Below are 19,145 nucleotides of genomic sequence, written 5' to 3'. Positions count from 1 at the left end.
GGCAGTCCGACCCTCGCACCGCGAATTAACACATGTCAATCTATAACGTCCGCGTCATACCGAGGGCACCATCCAATCGAGCACCGGCGTGGCCTGCAGGGTGACCAGGACGCACATGATCAGCAGCAGCAGGACGCTCCAGCCGACGACGCGGCGGAACAGGTCGCCCTCCTTGCCGGCCATGCCGACGGCGGCGGCCGCGATGGCCAGGTTCTGCGGGCTGATCATCTTGCCGAGGACGCCGCCGGAGGAGTTGGCCGCGGCCAGCAGGACCGGGTCGAGGCCGGCGTCGGCCGCGGTCTGCACCTGCAGGGCGCCGAACAGGGCGTTGGCCGAGGTGTCGGATCCCGTTACGGCGACGCCGATCCAGCCCAGGATCGAGGACAGGAAGACGAAGAACGCGCCGGCGCCGGCCAGGAACTCGCCCAGGGTGTTGGTCTGGCCGGACTGGTTGAGCACGTAGGCCAGGGCCAGCACCGCCATCACCGTGACGATCGCGTGCCGCAACTCGGCGTACGTGTCGGCGTAGGCCTTGAGAGCGCGACCGGGCCGCACGCGCAGGACCACCGCGGTGAGGATGCCGGCCAGGATCATCAGGGTGCCGGCGGCGGGCAGCCAGCCCAGGGTGAAGGTGGTCGAGGACAGCGGCTTGCCGTTCTCGCCGAGCACGTCGAGGCCGGGCCAGGCGAACTTCACCGTCCAGGGCTCGGCGGCCAGGGCGTCCTTGATCGGCCCGAGGTTGGCCAGCGCGAAGATGACGATGATGATCAGATAAGGGGCGTACGCCCGGAGCACCTCGGTGTTGGTGTCGCGTTCGACGGCCACGCGGGTCGAGCCGCCGCCCCCGCCCGGCTCGGGTTCCTGCTCGGGTCCCTGCTCGGTTTCCTGCTCGTAGGGGACAGCGGGCTGCCATACGCGCAGCAGCAGCATCACGGCCGCGGCCGCCAGCAGCGACGCGATGATGTCGGTCAGCGGCACCGAGATGTAGTTCGACGCGACGAACTGGGCCAGGGCGAAGACCACGCCGGCGATCAGCGCGGCCGGCCATGTCTGCTTCACGCCTCGCTTGCCGTCGATCACCGCGACCAGGATCAACGGCACGACCACGGCCAGTACGGGGGTCTGGCGGCCCACCATCGCCCCGAGCGTGTCGGTGTTCAGGCGCGGGTCGTCGGCCGCGCCCGCGGTGACCGTGCCCAGGGTGGTGATCGGAGTGGCGAGAGCGCCGAAGGCGACCGGGGCGGTGTTGGCGATCAGGGCCACCGCCGCCGCCTTGATCGGCCGGAAGCCGAGCGCCATCAGCATCACCACGGTCACCGCGACCGGCGTGCCGAAGCCGGCCAGCGCCTCGAGCAGCGCGCCGAAGCAGAAGGCCACGATCACGGCCTGGATCCGCATGTCGGGGCTGACCCGTTCCATCGAGCGGCGCAGCACGTCGAAGTGGCCGCTGACCACGGTCAGGTTGTAGACCCAGATGGCGTTGAGGACGATCCACAGGATCGGGAAGAAGCCGAACGCCGCCCCCTCGCTCGCCGAGAGCAGCGCCTGGCCGACCGGCATCGAGTAGACCGCGACGGCCACCACGAGGGAGACCACCAGCGAGATCACCCCGGCCAGCCAGGCCCGCATGCGCAGCACGCCGAGCAGGACGAACAGGGTCAGCAGGGGCAGCACGGCGAAGATCGCGGAGATCGCGACGGAATCGGCCACGGGGTCGGTCACGATCCTGAACTGGTCATCCATGGACCACCATCCAGAACTATCGATATTCCCTGGTTGAACCGCCATGGTCGCCGAATCGACGCCGAAGCGCATCTCGGGATTAAGGAAATGCGGCATCACGTCGAAAGAGGGGACGTGATCGACGCCTGGCTGGACGATGAGGTGCCCCGCCTCAACCGCGCCATCCTCGCCGGCGACGCCCCACCGGGGCTGCTCGCGGACCGGACCCGCGAGGTCCTGCTCCCGCACCTGCCGGCGATCGGCCGGCTCGACCCGGTCGAGGCGCAGCGGCTCGTGGTCCGGCTCGGCTTCCTCGGCGCCTCGGTGGCGCGGCACTACCAGGAGTGGACCCCCGGCGGGCGGAACCATCCGGAACGCGCCTTCGACGGGCTGCCGGCCGGGTCGGACGAGATGCCGTTCCGCGACTACTTCGCCGCCCTGGCCACGCACACCGGCCAGGGGCACTGCGGCCGGGACAGCTACGCCTCGCTGGTCCGCTGGAACGTCGGCACGCTGCGGGTCCACCGCGGCGGCGAGTGCCTGGCCGAGCTGCCCGGAGTCTTCGACGACGGGCGGATCCGCAGCTACACCGGCACCGCTAGCGAGCAGCGGTTCTTCCTGCTGGTCAAGCAGGGCGAGGCGATCGAGCTGGCGGTCAACGAGGTGCTCGGCCCGCTGACCCGCGACGGGGCGGGCCTGGCCGGCGAGGATGCCGTGGAACGCGTACGGCTGGCCACCGAGCTCCTGACCGCCCTGCGCCGGCTGTTCCTGGATTTCGCGGCGTTGCCGCCGGAGGCGAGCATGCCGCCGGAGTTCTTCATGGACGTGTTCCGGCAGTTCGCGGTGCACTGGACCGAGGACGACATCCCGCCCAGCGGGGCGCTGGACCCGGAGGCCCTCAAGCGCGACTTCCTGCTCGGCATCGCGATCCCGGACTACGAGCGGCAGGTACGGCGGATCTTTCCGGCGCTGCTGGACGGCGAACGGGCCGCCCTGGACGACCTGATGAGCCGGCCCGCCCTGCCGCGGCGGCTGCTGACCGCGATCGAGGTGGAGCCGGACGAGCTGGCCGGGGCCGAGCACGCCGACCTCGAGCGGCTGCTCGGCCGGCACCCGGCCCTGGCCGACTGGTACCGGCTGCTGACCGAGCACGCCCGGGCCGCCGGGGCCCACCTGATGCTGAGCAAGAAGTTCCTGTTCAAGCCGCAGCGCGAGCGCGACCGGGACGGCCTCGGCGACCGCCCGCTGGTCTCCAACCGCAGCGGGACGACCGGGATGGACGAGACGTTGCTGGAGCGGCTCACCCGGGCCCGCCGCGACCACGTGCTGTCCGGCCTGCAAAAAGCCGTAAACGCCCCCAGGGTCCCGGCGTCGCGGGTAGCGTCGGTTTCCGTCGCACAGGTGCGTTGAAAGAGGTCGAGATGAACACTCGGCCCGTGGTCGAGGTCGGTCCCGAGCAGCTCATGGCCCTGATCGACCACACCTCGGCGGTCATCTACATGCGGGACGCCGACGGGCGTTACCTGCTGGTCAACCGGGAGTACGAGCGGCTGTTCCGGCTGCGCCGCGAGGACATCGTCGGGCTCACCGATCACGATCTGTTCCCGCAGCCGCTGGCCGACGCGTTCCGGCACAACGACCTCGAGGCGTTCGCCCGCGGCGAGCCGGTGCAGATGGAGGAGCAGGCGCCCGGCGACGACGGCCTGCACACGTACGTCACGGTGAAGTTCCCCCTGGCCGACGCGGACGGCCAGGCGTACGCGGTCTGCGGCATCTCGACCGACATCACCGAGCGCAAACGGGCCGAGGAGGAGGTCCGGCTGCTCAACGAGGAGCTGGAGCAGCGGGTCCAGCAGCGTACGGCCCAGCTGGAGGAGTCGACCCGGGAGCTGGACGCGTTCGCCTACTCGGTCTCGCACGACCTGCGGGCGCCGCTGCGCTCCCTGGAAGGCTTCAGCCAGGTGCTGCTCGAGGACTACGCCGAGGTGCTCGACGCCGAGGGCCGGCGCTACCTGTCGCGGATCCAGGCCAACGCCCAGCGGATGGCCCAGATGATCGACGATCTGCTGCATCTGTCCCGGGCCACCCGCAGCGAGCTTCGCCGCGAACGTACGGATCTGAGCGCGCTGGCCCACGAGGTGGCCGAGGAGCTGATCGCCTCGGATCCGGGGCGCACGGCGGTCTTCGACATCCCGGACGGGCTGGAGGCGATGGGCGACCCGCATCTGATCCGGCTCGTGCTGCAGAACCTGCTCGGCAACGCGTACAAGTTCACCTCGTACGAGCCGGAGCCGCGGGTCTCGATGTCGGCCTCGGTCAAGGACGGGGTGGCGGTCTTCACCGTCCGCGACAACGGCGCCGGCTTCGAGATGCGGCACGCGCACAAGATGTTCGACCCGTTCCAGCGGCTGCACGCGCAGAGCGAGTTCGAGGGCACCGGCATCGGGCTGGCCATCGTGCACCGCATCGTCACCCGGCACGGCGGCCAGATCTGCGCGTCCGGTGCGCCGGGCGAGGGCGCGGCCTTCTCGTTCAGCCTCAGCCCGGCCCCGGACGGATGGACGATCCGATGATCCACGTGCTGGTGGTCGACGACAGCGAGGACGACGCCGTGCTGGTCGCCCGTGGCCTGCAGAAGGCCGGGCTGGCGGTTACCACCACCCGGGCCGAGAGCGCGGACGGGGTCGCGGCCGCGCTGGCCCACAAGACTCCAGACGTCGTCATCTGTGACTACAACATGCCGGGGGTGCGGGCCGAGGACGTGCTCGAACAGGTCCGGCGGCACGACCCGGAGATCCCGTTCCTGCTGGTCTCCGGGCAGATCGGCGAGGAGACCGCGGTCTCGCTGATGCGCGCCGGCGCCCGCGACTTCGTGCTCAAGGACAAGCTGGCCCGGCTCGCCCCGGCCGTCCAGCGGGAGCTGACCGAGGCCGCCGAGCGCCGGCAGCACCGGCACGCCGAGACCGCGCTGCGCCAGAGCGAGGAACGGTTCCGGCTGCTGGCCGAGCACGCGCACGACATCATCTTCCGGTTCCGGCTGCACCCGGAGCCGGCCATGGAGTACCTGAGCCCGGCGGTCGGGCCGATCACCGGCTACCCGCCCGAGGATTTCTACGCCGACCCCGCGCTGATCTTCCGGCTGGTCGACCCCGAGGACCGCCCGGCCCTCGAACGGTCGTGGCAGTCGCCCCAGCCGGGCCCGCTGACCATCCGCTGGCACTGCCGCGACGGCCGGGTGGCCTGGATCGAGGGGCAGGCCGGCACGGTCACCGACGCCGAGGGCCGGCCGGTCGCGATCGAGGGCATCCTGCGCGACATCAGCAAACGGGTGCGGGCCGAGCAGGACCGGGCCGAGCTCGAACAGCAGCTGCGCCAGGCCGAACGGCTCGACTCGCTGGGCCAGTTGGCCGGTGGCATCGCCCACGACTTCAACAACATCCTGGCCATCATCTCCGGCTACGCCGCCATCCTCTCCGAGGAGCTCGGGCCGGAGCATCCGCTGCACGCCGACTCGCAGGCGATCGAACAGGCGGCGGCCCGCGGCAGCGGCCTCACCCGGCAACTGCTGATCTTCAGCCGCCTCGAGCCGTCACGCCCCGAGACCCTCGACCTCAACGCGGTCGCCACCGACATGCAGCGCCTGCTGGGCCGCACCCTGGGCGAGGACATCGAGCTGCGCACCACGGTCTCGCTCGACCTGCCGCCGATCACCATGGACCGCAGCAAGCTCGAACAGGTCATGATGAACGCGGTGATGAACGCGCGGGCGGCCATGCCGTCGGGCGGCCGGCTGACCATCGCCACCGGCCTCGACCGGGAGACCGGCCAGGTCTGCCTCACCATCACCGACACCGGCAGCGGCATGCCACCCGAGGTGGCGGCCCGCGCCTTCGAGCCGTTCTTCACGACCAAGGGCCGGGGCAAGGGCACGGGTCTGGGCCTGGCCACCGCGTACGGGGTGGTGACCGACGCCGGCGGCACGATCAGCCTGGAGTCGGCGCCCGGCGAGGGCACGACCGTTCGGGTCTGCCTGCCGCCGGCCGAGGTGACAGCGCCCGCGGCCACGCTGATCGCCCGCCCGGCGGCCGCGCACGGCCGGGGCCGCAGCATCCTGGTGGTCGAGGACGAGGACGGCGTCCGCGACATCGTCTGCCGCATCCTGCGCAAGGCCGGCTACGAGGTGCACGCGGCGCCCGACCCGATCGAGGCGCTGCGCCGGTGCCGGGAGGAGCAGCTCCACTTCGACGCCCTGCTCACCGACGTCATCATGCCCGGGATGTCGGGCACCCAGCTCGCGGCCGAGCTGCGCCGCACCCGACCCGGCCTGCCGGTGCTGTTCATGTCCGGTTACACCAACGGCACTTCCCCGGGCGGCCAGGAGCTGCCCCCGGACGCCCCGCTGCTGCACAAGCCCTTCCAGACCGAGCACCTGCTCGGCACGATGCACCAGCTCCTGCCGCGCTGAGGCCACCTGTACGTCACCTCGCGCGCCTAGCGTTCGCGGGTGATCAGTCGTCGCCGGCTCGCCGAGTACCTGTTGCTGTTCTACGGGGTGGCCGGCCTTTACATCGTGCTGCACGTTCCGGGCGGGCCGATTCCGGTGCTGTTGCTGGCCGCCGTGCTCGTGATGGTCTACATGCGACGGACGTCTCTGCCGCTGCTCAACGCGGCGGCTCTACGGCCCGCCCTACCACGCGTCCTTGGGCTCTGGGCTGTGGTGTCGCTGCTCGCCCTGGGCGCCGTCGCTTGGCTTGATCCGGATAATCTACTTATTCTGCCGCGCCAACAGCCATGGCTCTGGCTAGCCATCTGCGTCGGCTATCCGCTGTTCTCGGTCTATCCGCAGGAATTGCTGTATCGCGGTTTCCTGATGCACCGCTACGGCCGCGGCCTCGGGGCGGCCGTGGCCAGTGCGACCGCGTTCGGCTTCGCGCATCTGCTCTTCGGCAACGTGATCGCCGTCGTGGCCACGCTCGCCGGGGGCTGGCTCTTCGCCCGCCGTTACCAGCAGACCGGCTCGCTGCTCGTGGTGTCGGTCGAGCACGCCCTCTACGGCATCACGATCTTCACCATCGGCCTGGGCCAGTACTTCTATCACGCTGTCTGAGTGGCCGGCCGGGGCCCCGCCGCCCCGGCCGGGTTCCCCTCAGTCACCGATGGTGGCTTGCGGGCCGGCGTAGGTCTTGAGCAGGGTCGGGACGTCGGCCGCGGGGTCCAGGGTGTACGAGTAGTAGCTGCTGGGCGTGAAGGCGGAGCCGTTGGTCTGCTGCTTGCCCGTGCTGTTGACGACGATGCTGCCGCTCTGCTTGAGCTGGGCGGCCGAGGTGTCGTTGTAGTACGGGTTGTTGACCTTGTCGAAGTAGCTGTTCTCCAGCACGAGCTTGGTCGAGCCGCGCGAGAGGTTGCCGTACGACGTGATGTTCTGCAGGTAGTTGTTGTAGAGATGGGCCAGGGCGACGTTGTCGACGCTGGGGTTGCGCTGATTGGTGTCGTGGATCCAGTTGTGGTGGATGGTCATCCGCGCGGTCACGTTGTCGGTCCAGCCGATGCCGAACGCCTTGTTGTTGCTCGACAGCACGTTCCACGACACGGTCAGGTAGCTGGTGTCCTTACGGCTGTCGATCGAACCGTCGTTCATCCGCGTGATGGTGTTGTGGTCGATCCAGATGTGGTCGGCCGTGTCCATCTGGATGCCGTCGTAGTCGTACACCTTGTCGTCGGGGTCGTCGTCCGGCATCGCGGTGTCACGAATCGTGAGGTTGCGGATGATGACGTTGCGTACGCCGGCGCCCAGGAAGAAGCCGCCGCCGACGATGTGACCGCTCGTGCCGACGCCGACGATCGTCTTGTTCGACTGCACCTTCAGCTCGGTGCCCTTGGGCGTGATGGTCACGGCCCCATTGACCCGGATGACGTACGGGGTGGTGGCGGTGACGTACTTCTGGAGGTCGGCCATGGTGCTCACGGTGACGGTCGGGCCGGCCGCGCCGCCCGTGGTGCCGCCGCCGGTCGACGCGAATCCGTCCGGAGTGGACGGCCAACTCCGTTGCGAGGTGCTCTCGAAGGCCCACTGCTTGTTGGTGTTGGCCGTGCACGTCTCCTGGATGATCGCGGCGCCGGACGCGGTCGAGGCGTCCTTGTCGCTGAGGCACAGACCGCTGCCGACGTTGACGATCTGGAAGGTAGTGGTGCCGCTGGCCTTGAGCTGGAATTGCTGGTTCGTCTGGCCGCTCGCGCAGGCCCACTGCTGAAGTTGCACACTTTCTTTTGTCGCGCCGGGGACGTCGATGCACTTGCCGCTGCTGACGTTCTGGATCAGGAAGTTGCTGCCGGCCGCGACGAGCTTGAACTGCTGCCAGGCGGCGCCGTCGGTGCAGCCCCACTGCTGGAGCAGAGCGCCGTTGGCGGTCGAGGCGCCGGGCACGTCGATGCACTTCGCGCTCTTGGTGACCTTGAGCTGATAGGTGCCGCCGGCGACCGGCGTCGTGGCAGCGGAGGACGGGAGGGCCGAGAGCGCGATCATCGTCGCCGGGACAGCGAGGGCGAGCGCCGAAGCGTACAGAATCGGTTTTTTCATGGTTTGCCTCTCAGCCTCTCTCAGCCGACCGGGTTCCAGCCGTCGGTGCCGGCCAGGTATTTCTGCGGGGTGTAGTTGGCGGCCTGCGCGTCACTGAGCTGCGGCCGGTTGCTGTTGACGGTGGCGCCGGAGCCGGTGTTCTTGTACTCGAGGAACCGGGCGTTCTGCCACGTGTTGCCGGACATGTCGGTCCAGGGCTGGGCGGTCTTGATCGTGGCGCTCAGGCTCGACTCGCGATAGAGGACCTGGGCGTTCGGTCGCCACGGCCGGCCCAGCTGAGTCACGTTGTTGGCGGCGCCGGTGATCGTGCACTTGTAGAAGAGCAGCCCGTACGTCTTGGCGGCGTCGGTACTGGCCGCGGTGATCGGGCCGCCGCTCGTGCGCTTCTCGTAGATCGAGCTGTTGTGGAACACGGTGGTGGCGCCGCCGAAGATGAAGTCGACCGTGCCCTCGACGTACGAGTTCTTGACGTACGACCGGTTGTTGTTGACCAGGAAGGTGTCCTGGTTGCCGAGGAATCGCACGTTGTCGAAGACCGACCGGTCGGCATTGAGGTTGACCGCGACCGCCTGACTGCCCTCGCCGTAGTCGTTGGAGAAGGTCAGGTTGGTCGCGGCGAAGTCGTGCCCGTCCAGGAACGCGGTGGCGCTGCCCGAAGTGCCGTAACCGCCGGCATTGCTCCGGTTGTTGACGATCACGGTCTGGCTGGCCGAGCCGCCGAGACCCTGCAAGGTGACGTACGGCTTGGTGGACGGGACCGTGACGATCTCGCGGTAGGTGCCGGCCTTGATGGTGATCACGCGGCGGGTCGTGTTGTTGGCCGGGACGGCGTCGATGGCGGCCTGGACGGTCGTGTACTGGCCGGTGCCGTCCTTGGCCACGGTCGCGGCCTGGGTGCTTCCCTGGGTGACGAAGGCCCACTGCTTGTTGCTGTTGGCTGTGCACGTCTCCTGGATGATCGCGGCGCCGGACGCGGTGGAGGCGTCCTTGTCGCTCAGGCACAGGCCGTTGCCGACGTTGACGATCTGGAACGTGTCGGTGCCGCTGGCCTTGATCGTGAATTGTTGATTTGTCTGGCTGCTCGCGCAGCCCCACTGCTGAAGTTGCACACTTTCTTTGGTCGCGCCGGGCACATCGATGCACTTGCCGCTGCTGACGTTCTGCAGCAGGTAGTTGCTGCCGGCGGCGACGAGCTTGAACTGCTGCCAGGTCGCGTTGCCGGTGCAGCCCCACTGCTGGAGCAGGGCGCCGTTCGCGGTGGACGCGCCGGGCACGTCGATGCACTGGCCGCTCTTGGTGACCTTGAGCTGGTAGGTGCCGCCGGCGGCCGGGAGGGCGGCCGCACTCGACGGCAGCACGCCGTAAGCGATCGCGGCGGTGGGGACGACGACCGCGAGGGCGGCTAGGACGAGACGCCTCATCACTGTCCTCTCACATATCGGGAGCGCTCCCATTCGGTCACGCTGCGCTGTCACCGCGTCGGGGTCGCGGCACCCTGGTAGATGCCGGCCCAGCCCCGCGACAACAAAAAACCGCCCAGAATCTTTGGTGGACGTCGGCTGACCCGCGTGTCACGATCGGAACCCGTTGTTCACGTTCTTGATGATCTTCGATGTATTGCCGGGAGGCGCGGTGACGCAGAGTCAGATCGCGCCCTCGCTGGTCCGGCAGGCCCAGGCCGGCTCGACCGCGGCCCGGGACGAGCTGATCGCCGAACACCTGCCGCTGATCTACAACATCGTCGGGCGGGCGCTGGACGGCCACCCCGACGTCGACGACCTCGTCCAGGAGACGATGCTGGCCGCCATCCGCGGCCTGCCATCCCTGCGCGAAGCGGACCGCTTCCGGTCGTGGCTGATCGCCATCGCGTACCGGCAGATCCAGATGCACTTCCGCTCCCGCCAGACCAGGCCGCGGTTGACGGTGCCCCTCGACGTGCCCGACCCGGTCGGCGACTTCGCCGAACGCGCGACGGCCGAACTCGTCGTCGCCGAACAACGCCGCGAACTGATCGAGGCGACCCACTGGCTCGACGACAGCGACCGCCGCCTGCTCGGCCTGTGGTGGCAAGAGGCCGCCGGCGAGCTCAGCCGCTCAGAGCTGGCGGCGGCGCTGGCCGTGCCCCCGAAGCACGCGGCCGTGCGGGTGCAGCGGATGAAGGCCCAGCTCGAGGCGGCCCGGTCGATGGTCCGGGCGTTGCGCGCCCGGCCCCGCTGCCCGGAGCTGGTCACGGTGGTGAGCCGCTGGAACGGCATCGCGGATCCACTGTGGCGCAAGCGCTTGGTGCGGCATGTCCGCGATTGTCCACAGTGCTCGCCGTATCAGCATGGCCTGGTCGGGCCGGAGGAACTGCTGCTAGGCATCTCGCCTCTGCCCGTGCCGGTGGCGGTGGCCGCCGGCCTCGGACTCAGCGCCCTCGGCCTCGGCAGCGCCGGCAGCCTCGGCGGCCTCGCGGCAGCCGGCGGAGCCGCCGGGGCCGGGGCCGGCGGATTCGCGGGAGCTGCCGGACTCGCCGGCGGGGGCGGCACGGGCGGCCTCGTAGGAGCCGCCGGAGCGGCCGGAGTCGGCGGAGCCGCGGGGATCGGGGCGGCCGGCGGACTCGCTGGAGTGGGCGGGGCCGGGGGGCTCGCTGGGGCAAGCGCGGCGGGCGGGCTCGGCGCTAAAGTCTCGGGCTCCTCGGTGGTGCACAAGATGCTCGCGGCGGGGGCGGCGGCGACCGCGCTGGCCGGAGGTGGGTTTGTTTATGCGGTTTATGTGACGCCCTCAGCGCCGGCGCCGCCGGTGGCTGCTCCCCCGCCGGCCGCGGTCCGGCCTTCCGCGTCCGGGGCGGTGGTCCGCAGCCGTACGCCGGCCGCCTCACCCACCGCCACTGCCGTGCCGGTCGCGGGGCTGGGTGTGCAGCGGGCGGATGTCTTCGTGGCGCCGAACGGGTCCGACTCCGGTGACGGGTCACTCGCTCGCCCGTACGCCTCGATCCAGAGGGCCGCCTCGGCCGCGCGCTCCGGCCAGACGATCGCGATGCGCGGGGGTACATATGCGCTTTCGTCCGGCATCGAGATCAAGTCGGCGGCGACCCGGGTCACGGTCAGCAACTACCGCGACGAACAGCCCGTGATCGACGCTTCCGCCCTGCCCGCTTCGGAGTGGGCGGTCACCCAACGGACGGTCGGCTGGACCGTGCAAGGCCTCTCGGTGATCAACTCGGCCAGCCACGCCTACGTGTGTTCGGCCTGCCGCTCGAACGTGTTCAAACACCTGACGATGCGCGGCAACGCCCGCTCCGGCCTGCTCCTGCGGGACCCCGGCACCAGCGGCAACCAGGTCCTCGAGAGCGACTTCGCCGGCGGCGACGGGATCGGCCTCGGCTTCATGGCCGGCTCGGGCGACGGCAACTTGGTCCGCGGCAACCGTTTCTCCGGTAACGCCCAGTCCGGCCTCGATCTCAACTTCGGCAGCGGCGTCACCGTCGAATACAACTGGTCGTACGACAACGGCGGTAACGGCTTCGTCCTGACCGGCGGCCCGCACACGTTGCGTCACAACGCCGCCTGGACCAACGGCAATCACGGCTTCACCGACGACGCCGGCGAGATCACCGGCCTGACGCTCACCAACAACACCGCCTACCGCAACCGCGGCTCCGGCTTCGCCCTCCCCGGCGGCCCGGCGACATTACGGTCGAACGCCGCTGTGGACAACGCGATCGAGCCCGCCGGAGTCGCCACCGGCTCCGCCGAATCCCGCAACAGCTGGCAGGACGATCCCGAATGGACGCCCGCCCGCTTCCGCTCGCTGGACCCCGCCTCCGCCGAGGGCCCACGCCCCGCCACGGGCGCTCTCCCCAAGACCAACTACCTGACCACCGGCAATGGCGTCGGCGCCTCGATGGGCGGCTGACCTCAGGGGTCCGCCTCGCCCAGGCCATGGCAGGCAACGTAACGATCCGCACCGAGGGCGCCGACCTGATAGTTACGGCAGGTAGAAGCAGCGGTCGAGGTGGACCGGGGCCAGCTCGAATCCGAGCGAGTGGTGAAGGTGGTAGCCGTCCGGCGAAGGGAAGACCACAGCCTGGACGGCGCCCTGGTGGGCGGCGGCCGCGAGGCTGATCCGGGTGAGCGCGGTTCCGATTCCCCGGCGGCGCCAGCCTTCGGCGACGCAGCAGTGGACGAGCAGCGCCGCGTCCTCGAACTGGAAGGAGGTGGCCGCCCCGGCCGGGGCACCCTCGTGGTGGGCGGTCCAGTGCCGGATCGGCCGGCCCGGGCCGAAGCCGAGGCGGGCAGCGACCTCGACGCGGTGGTCGAGTTCGCCGGCCGAGTCCCACCAGCCGTCGTCGGCGTAGACACGCTGGTTTTCCCGGAGCGCCGCAACGTCGGTGACCTCGCTGACCGCCCAGCCCGGGTCGGGGCAGTGCCCGACTTGTCGCCGACCACATGTGCGTGCGCACGCACACTTCTCGGTGGTGCCCGATTTGCCGAAGCCGGCCAGCGGGCGGCCCATGTTGTTCCCAGTGCGCTCCGGCTGCAGTCCCCGGTCGATCAGCCGGGCGGTCACTTCCGGCTCGAGCGGCCCGGTGACCAGCACCGAGGCGGGTCGGGCGCGCTCCCGCAGCCAGTCGAGCAGCACGTCCAGGTGCCGAGCCGACGGGTCGATGACGGCGCCGTTCTCGGTGTTGGAGTCCAGACCCGTCGAGACCGCGAACCCGTTGCCCGCGCTGATCTGAGCGAAGCCGGCAGCGGCCAGGCCGCGCAGCCACGCCACTTGGGCTCGCAGCGCCACCTCGGAGACGTCCATGAGCGCAGGCTAGACCGGGCGCCGCTCACGGGCGTACCCCTGGAAAGCGAAAGGCGCGGTCAGCGTGACCGCGCCTTTCTTCTTGCCTGATGGGGTGATCGACGGGACTTGAACCCGCGACCCCCGGGACCACAACCCGGTGCTCTACCAGCTGAGCTACGACCACCATCGCGCACGGGAACGTTCCCCGTGGTGCCGAGCAATCATAGCCGAATCCCGGAGGGGGTCGTCGAGCGGGTTACCGGCCACGCCCGGGTGACACCTCTTACAGCTCGGCGGCGATCGACTTGGCGGTCTCGACGTCGGGGCCGGGGAGCGGCACGAAGATCGTGCGGCGGTAGTACTCGAGCTCGCGGATGCTCTCGCGGATGTCGGCCAGCGCGCGGTGGGCGAGGCCCTTGGCCGGCTGGCCGAAGTACACCCGCGGGTACCAGCGGCGGCACAGCTCCTTGATCGAGGAGACGTCGATCATGCGGTAGTGCAGGAAGTCGTCGAGGGCCGGCATGTCGCGGGCCAAGAAGCCGCGGTCGGTCGCGATCGAGTTGCCGCACAGCGGGGCCGTGCGCGGGTTCGGCACGAACTCGCGGATGTACGCGAGGACGGCCTCCTCGGCCTCGGCCATCGTGATCGCCGACGCCCGCACCTCCTCGGTGAGCCCCGACTTGGCATGCATGTCGCGCACCACCGGCGGCATGGCGTCGAGCGCCGCGTCGTCGGCGTGAATGACCAGGTCGACGCCCTCGCCGAGCACGTTGAGGTCGGGGTCGGTGACCAGGGCCGCCACCTCGATGAGCTTGTCCTTGCCCAGATCGAGACCCGTCATCTCACAGTCGATCCACACCAGAAGATCCGCCACCCGAACAGCGTACTGCTCAACCCCTCGAACCGCTGCGCCGCGTTTCCGAGCCACCCGTCCGGGCACCTGCCCTTTCCGGCGATGACTTCCCACTCGTCCCATCTGCGGCTAAACTGGTCTTAACGGACGAAGCCCCCCTTCGGTTACTCCGTTCCCCCGGTAAAGGGCCTTCCGCGTCGGCAGCGCGGAGGGCCCTTTCGGCGCCTCGAGGCCCGGCTCACTGCCGCGCCGGCTGCTCGTCGAGGTAGCTGGTCATCGTGGCGCTGACGTCGCCGAGGAAGCGCTCGAACTCCTTCAGCAGCTCGGGCGGATAGCCCGCCATCATCGCGCCCATCCGGTCGACGAGGGGATCGAAGAACCGGTCGATCATCGCGTCGGCCCCGGGCGTGGGATGCAGGGTGACGACGCGCCGGTCGGCGCTGGTGCGCACCCGCTCGATGCGGCCGGCCGCCTCGAGCCTGTTCAGCAGGGAAGACGTGGCGCCGGCGGTCAGGCCGATGCGTTGACTGAGCTCGGCCTGAGTCAGCGGCGCCCCGCTGTCATAGGCGCCCAGGATCTCCACCAGCGCGTTGGCGTCGGTGTGATGCAGACCGGCCGCGACGCCGAACTGCCGCCCGAGCTCGCTGAAGAGCATGCCGTGCTCGCGCAGGCCCTCGAGTATCCGATCGCGTTGCGCGCGAGCGTCCTGAGCGGCATCGGCCACGGCGCACTCCTCCTGGGTGGGCGGCATTATCCCAGCAATCATACCAGCGTCAAACTGTTGCACCGTAAAACATTTTGATCGTAACTTCGTTTGATGGGGTGATAGTTTGATCGTGTAACTAGTTGAAGGGACGGACATGCCGGCACAGTCAACCGAGGCCCGCAAATGGTGGGGTCTCGTCGCCATAGCGCTCGGGGTTTCGATGATCGTGGTGGACACGACGATCGTTAACGTGATCACCCCGTCGGTCATCGAGGACCTGGGCGTCAACTCCTCACAGGCGCAGTGGATCCAGGAGTCGTACGCGATCGTCTTCGCGGCGATGCTGCTGGTCTTCGGCCGTCTCGCCGACCTGATCGGGGCCCGCCGCGTCTTCGCGGCCGGGGTGATCGTGTTCGGCGTGACCAGCCTGCTCGCCGGTCTCGCGCCGAACGGCGAGGTGCTCATCCTGGCGCGGTTCCTGCAAGGCGCCGGCGGGGCGATGCTGCTGCCGACGTCGCTGTCGCTGCTGAACCAGACGTTCAGCGGCAAGGAACGCGGTCAGGCCTTCGCCGTGTGGGGCTCGACGATCGGCGCGGCCACCGCGGTCGGCCCGGTCATCGGCGGCTGGTTCGCCGAACACGCGAGCTGGCGGTGGGCGTTCGGCATCAACGTGCCGCTCGTCGTGCTGATCTTCGGGTTGACGCTGATTTTCATCGCCCCGTCACCGCGTACGGCCGGAAGAATTGACCTGCCCGGCTCGCTGCTGTCGATGGCCGGCCTGGGTGCGCTCGCCTTCGGCCTGATCGAGGGCCGTACGTACGGCTGGGTGACCGCCGAGAACGGGCACACCGATGTCGCCGGCCTCTCGCTGGTGTTCCTCGCGCTTGTCGCGGGCGTCGTGCTGCTCGCGCTGTTCGTGTGGCGGCAGACGCGGCTGAGCCGCCAAGGCGGGCAGCCGCTGATGGACACCCGCCTGTTCACGATCTCCTCGTTCCGCAACGGCAACATCGCGACCGTGATCATCGGCCTGGGCGAGTTCGGCATCATCGCCGTCCTTCCCCTGTGGCTCCAGTTCACCCTCGACTACAGCGCCCTGCAGGCCGGCGTCGCCCTGCTGCCCCTGGCGATCGGCAGCTTCTTCGCCAGCGGCCTCAGCTTCGGCCTGGCCGAGAAGCTCTCCGCGCTGAGCCTCGTCCGGCTCGGCCTGGCCCTCGAAGCTGTCGCCCTGTTCGGACTCGGTGTGGTCGCCGCAGCCACGTCGGCGCCGTGGTGGTCGATCGCGATCGCGCTGTTCGTCTACGGAATCGGCGTCGGCTTCGCCACCGCCCAGGTCACCAACGTCGTGCTGGCCGACGTGCCGGTCGCCGACGCCGGGCAGGGCTCCGGCATCCAGTCCACCTTCCGGCAACTCGGCTCGGCGCTGGGCATCGCCGTCCTGACGACCGTCTTCTTCTCCACTCTCGGTAACGACATCAAGGACACCCTTGGCGGCGGCCGGATCCCGCCGGATCAGATCGACAAGTTTGCCGCCGCGGTCAGTGACAGCGCCGGCGCTGCCATCGCCCCGCTCGCCGGCAACCCCGCCACCGTCGTGGTCGCTGACGCCGCCCGCGATGCCATGGCCAACGGCATCGCTGTCGGTTCCTACATCGCGGCCGGGCTGCTCGCCCTCGGAGTGCTGGCGACGCTGCTCATCCCGGGGGCCCGGTCCGCCCGCGACGACGAGTCTCCGGAGACGGCGAAGCAGCTCGCGTGAAACCGACGAAGGCCGCCCCGGGTGGGGCGGCCTTCGTCAGTCGGTCGTCAGTTGTCGGTGGATGGGGTCGAACGCCGGCTCCGCGCCGGGCCCTCGGGCTCCTGGTCGGCCGGGTTGGCGGTGGTGCGGCGCCGGCGGCGCTGGCCGGAAGCGGCGAGCAGCTCGGCGGCCTCCTTCTGGTAGGCGGCGAGCCAGCCGGTAGGTGTGCCGCTGCGGGCCGGAATGGTGCCGGTGCTGGTCCGTTGCGGAACTTCCGGCCGCCGGATGGGCTTGGCCGGGGCCGGCTTTGGCTTGGCCGACTTCGCCGGGGCGGGCGACTTGGTCTGGGCGGACGACTTCGCCTTCGCCGGGGCGGGCGGCTTGGCGGTCCCGCTCGACCGGGTCGAGGCGGTCTTGGCCGGTTTGGCGACTCGCCCTGAGGCCGCCTTCCCGCCGTCGCCCTCCTCGACGTCGGCTGCCACCGACGGCTCCGGTTCCGGCGCCTTGGGCCGGGGAGCCCGGCTCCGCGGCGTCTTCGCCGCCGCCCGGCCGGCCTTGGCCGACTGGGCGCCGCTCTCCGCGGCTGACTGCCCGGCCGACGGGGCGCCGCTGCCCGCGGCTGACGGCCCCGGAAGCTCGGTCGAATGGGCGCCGCTGTCCGTGACCGGCTGCTTCGACTGCTCAGCCGACGGGGTGCCGCTGTCCGTCGCTGGCTGGGCCGGCTCCTCAGCCGACGGGGCATCACTGCTCTTGGCGGCTGCCGCCGCTCGAGCCGCCACCGACTCCGCGGCCCGTCGCCAGGCCAGCGGCGCGGGTCGCCCGGGCCCGATGCCCGGCAGCCGCCCGGTGAAGGGTGTGGACGCTGCGCCTTCCATCCGGCCCTGCGCCTGCGCCAGAAGCCCGCTCTCCACCGGTCGCCGTCCCACGGAACTCTCCTCTTCGTCCGCCGCCGCAACACTCGTCGCGTCCTCAGCCGCGCGAGCTCCCTCCTCGCCAGAAGCCGGCCGACCGATTGGCCCTGCCGACCCCTCGCCGGTTTCCTGACCGATCCGCTCCCCGTCCGGCTCGATGACCGCCTCGGGAGCCGAGGCCCCGCTCGGCCTCGCCCCCGGTTCGGCGGTGGGCTCTACCTTCCGCCCGCCGGCGGGATTGGCGGCCTCAGCGACCAATGGCCCACCGGCTGGGGTGCCGGCGCGTGACTGGGTGACGGACTCGGAAGGAACGTCGATTGCGCCGGGCCGCGCCGTCGCTGGTTCGGCCGGAGCTGCGGCGGCCGGGGCCGCCGGGGCCGGGGCAGGGGCCGGGGCGTTTTCGGTGAGCGGCGCCGCGGTGCCGACCTCGGCCTGCGGGTGCGTCCCTGAGGGAGACGGCCGCGAGGGCGAAGGAACGATGGGCCGCGACGGGGCGGGTGGCCTCGGGACCGTGGGCCGGGGTGGCGCCGGAGCCGTCGTTGCAGCCGGCGGGTCGGAGGACTCGCGGCCTGGCGCGGATGCTTCGCGCGCGGGTTCGGCGGAGGTCGCGGGCCGGGTCGGGCGGTTCTCCGGAAGCGGCTGGAAAACCGGCACCGGGCCCTGGCTCTCGCCGGTGGCCTCGGTGCCGGCTCCCATGGCCGACGGGCCCCCACTGGCGGATGGGGTGGCCGGCTCGGAGTGAGGCTTGGTGGGCAGCGCCGGCGTCGGCTCGTCGATGTGGGCCGATTTGCCTGGCACAGCCTGGTCGGGCTGGGTGTCGGAGCTCGACACCTGGCCCGGGTCGTCGCTGACGACCCCACCAACTTGTACGGCCGGATCGTCCCGAAGGCCAGAATCAACGGGTCGTCCGCGATCAACGTCACTGGTGGGGTGAGCCCCGCCACCGGCCTGCGTCACACCGCCTCGGCCGGTCCCGCCATCAGCGCCGGAACCACCCGTGACCGCGCCGTCACCAGCACGACCGCCCATCGGCGCTTTGCCGGTCCCGGGGGCGCCGCCGGGTCGAGCCGTGGCCGCCGGCGAGGTGCCGCGGCGTGCGGAGCCGACGACGTCGGCGGGGGAAGCCGGGCCGGCGGCGGCGCCTTCGGGACGGTCCGATCGGACCGCGGACGGACTCTCGGCTGCGGAAGCGGATCCGCCCGGCGAGGGACGGCCGACCGCGGAAGGCGCGGAGGGTCGGTCACTCGCGGAAGGTCCGGAGGGGCGGTCGTTCGATGGGGACTGGCGGCCTACGCGGGGCGGGTTGGCGCGGCGAAGACCTGTTGCGGACCAGTCGGTGGCCTTCGGGCCGGTGACCATGGAGACCCGCTGATCTGCCGTGCGGGGGTCGCGCCGGCTCTCGGCGTTCCGGGCATCGGCGCCGGCCGGTGAGGTGCCGTCCGCCTCGGGGCTGTCGCCACGGATCGCGCGGGCGTCGGCCGCTCCGGCCGCGTAGGCGGCCGCCACGGCGTCGACGCCGGACGGCTCCACCGTCGGCACTCCCACGCTCTGCTCGACCGTTCCTGCCGCAACCGAGTCGGCGAGCGAGCTGACTGCCTCGGCCGCCGTACCCGCGTCAGCGACGTTCGCGTCGCCCGCGCCGGATTTATCGGATTTATCAGCCACCGGGCCGGGGCCGACCTTGGTCGGCTCCGGTTGCCTTACCGGCCGAGGCGATGGCCTGGTTCCCGCCGGGCGCGACGGCGTAGCACCCGGCGCCCCAGCCTGCGTGACACCCGGCGCCCCAGCCTGCGTGACACCCGGCGCCCCAGCCTGCGTGACACCCGGCGCCCCAGCCTGCGTGACACCCGGCGCCCCAGCCTGCGTGA

Annotated in this window: 13 protein-coding genes and 1 tRNA gene; 6 read left to right on the top strand and 8 right to left on the bottom strand. The window is 70.6% G+C overall.

The genetic code is table 11. The annotated features are described in order from the left end of the window. Positions 1–54: 54 nt before the first annotated feature. Positions 55–1,743, bottom strand: coding sequence for an L-lactate permease (locus AB0J66_RS39005; RefSeq protein WP_364672088.1), 1,689 nt, complete (start codon positions 1,741–1,743; stop codon positions 55–57). A gap of 114 nt (positions 1,744–1,857) precedes the next feature. Here AB0J66_RS39005 and AB0J66_RS39000 point away from each other — a divergent pair, with 114 nt between their 5' ends. Genes AB0J66_RS39000 through AB0J66_RS38985 form a run of 4 tightly spaced genes read left to right on the top strand, consistent with a single transcriptional unit; the run spans position 1,858 to position 6,829 of the window. Then, a complete protein-coding gene (locus AB0J66_RS39000) occupies positions 1,858–3,132 on the top strand; it encodes a hypothetical protein (RefSeq protein WP_364672086.1) in 1,275 nt (424 codons plus the stop codon). A gap of 11 nt (positions 3,133–3,143) precedes the next feature. Further along, positions 3,144–4,295: an ATP-binding protein gene (locus tag AB0J66_RS38995; protein ID WP_364672085.1), complete on the top strand. Its 1,152-nt coding sequence runs from the start codon at positions 3,144–3,146 to the stop codon at positions 4,293–4,295. Further along, a complete protein-coding gene (locus AB0J66_RS38990; RefSeq protein ID WP_364672083.1) occupies positions 4,292–6,187 on the top strand; it encodes a response regulator in 1,896 nt (631 codons plus the stop codon). The genes AB0J66_RS38995 and AB0J66_RS38990 overlap by 4 nt, the downstream gene beginning before the upstream one ends. 39 nt (positions 6,188–6,226) lie before the next feature. Further along, positions 6,227–6,829, top strand: coding sequence for a CPBP family intramembrane glutamic endopeptidase (locus AB0J66_RS38985; protein WP_364672081.1), 603 nt, complete (start codon positions 6,227–6,229; stop codon positions 6,827–6,829). A 39-nt stretch (positions 6,830–6,868) separates the two neighbouring features. Here the strand turns inward: AB0J66_RS38985 and AB0J66_RS38980 are convergent, their stop codons facing one another. Both AB0J66_RS38980 and AB0J66_RS38975 read right to left on the bottom strand, forming a co-directional pair. Beyond that, positions 6,869–8,299, bottom strand: coding sequence for an RICIN domain-containing protein (locus AB0J66_RS38980; protein WP_364672079.1), 1,431 nt, complete (start codon positions 8,297–8,299; stop codon positions 6,869–6,871). A 20-nt stretch (positions 8,300–8,319) separates the two neighbouring features. Then, on the bottom strand, positions 8,320–9,720 hold the full coding sequence (locus AB0J66_RS38975; protein WP_364672077.1) for a pectinesterase family protein: 1,401 nt from the start codon (positions 9,718–9,720) through the stop codon (positions 8,320–8,322). A gap of 211 nt (positions 9,721–9,931) precedes the next feature. Between AB0J66_RS38975 and AB0J66_RS38970 the strand changes: the two genes are divergently transcribed. Further along, entirely contained in the window at positions 9,932–12,196 is a 2,265-nt protein-coding gene (locus AB0J66_RS38970) for a sigma-70 family RNA polymerase sigma factor (protein ID WP_364672076.1), read from the top strand. 72 nt (positions 12,197–12,268) lie between these two features. Here the strand turns inward: AB0J66_RS38970 and AB0J66_RS38965 are convergent, their stop codons facing one another. From AB0J66_RS38965 to AB0J66_RS38950, 4 genes are all read right to left on the bottom strand, one after another. Then, positions 12,269–13,090, bottom strand: coding sequence for a GNAT family N-acetyltransferase (locus tag AB0J66_RS38965; protein ID WP_364672074.1), 822 nt, complete (start codon positions 13,088–13,090; stop codon positions 12,269–12,271). A gap of 90 nt (positions 13,091–13,180) precedes the next feature. Then, positions 13,181–13,256, bottom strand: a tRNA-His gene (locus tag AB0J66_RS38960). Positions 13,257–13,355: 99 nt separating this feature from the next. Then, a complete protein-coding gene (gene orn / locus AB0J66_RS38955) occupies positions 13,356–13,946 on the bottom strand; it encodes an oligoribonuclease (protein ID WP_364672072.1) in 591 nt (196 codons plus the stop codon). Positions 13,947–14,163: 217 nt separating this feature from the next. After that, the gene (locus tag AB0J66_RS38950; RefSeq protein WP_364672070.1) at positions 14,164–14,676 is read right to left on the bottom strand and encodes a MarR family transcriptional regulator; all 513 of its coding nucleotides are present in this window, start codon (positions 14,674–14,676) and stop codon (positions 14,164–14,166) included. Between the two features lie 109 nt (positions 14,677–14,785). Here AB0J66_RS38950 and AB0J66_RS38945 point away from each other — a divergent pair, with 109 nt between their 5' ends. Continuing rightward, positions 14,786–16,387 carry a DHA2 family efflux MFS transporter permease subunit gene (locus tag AB0J66_RS38945; protein WP_364672068.1) on the top strand — a complete coding sequence of 534 codons (1,602 nt, stop codon included), beginning with the start codon at positions 14,786–14,788 and terminating at the stop codon, positions 16,385–16,387. Between the two features lie 47 nt (positions 16,388–16,434). On the opposite strand, the gene AB0J66_RS38940 is transcribed toward AB0J66_RS38945, so the two are convergent. Further along, entirely contained in the window at positions 16,435–17,292 is an 858-nt protein-coding gene (locus tag AB0J66_RS38940) for a hypothetical protein (protein WP_364672067.1), read from the bottom strand. Positions 17,293–19,145: the final 1,853 nt, after the last annotated feature.

Origin of the sequence: Actinoplanes sp. NPDC049598 (assembly GCF_040675435.1) — a bacterium.
Lineage (GTDB): Bacteria > Actinomycetota > Actinomycetes > Mycobacteriales > Micromonosporaceae > Actinoplanes.
The sequence above is the reverse complement of the archived record's forward strand: the minus strand, read 5'-3'. Positions and strand labels throughout refer to the sequence as shown.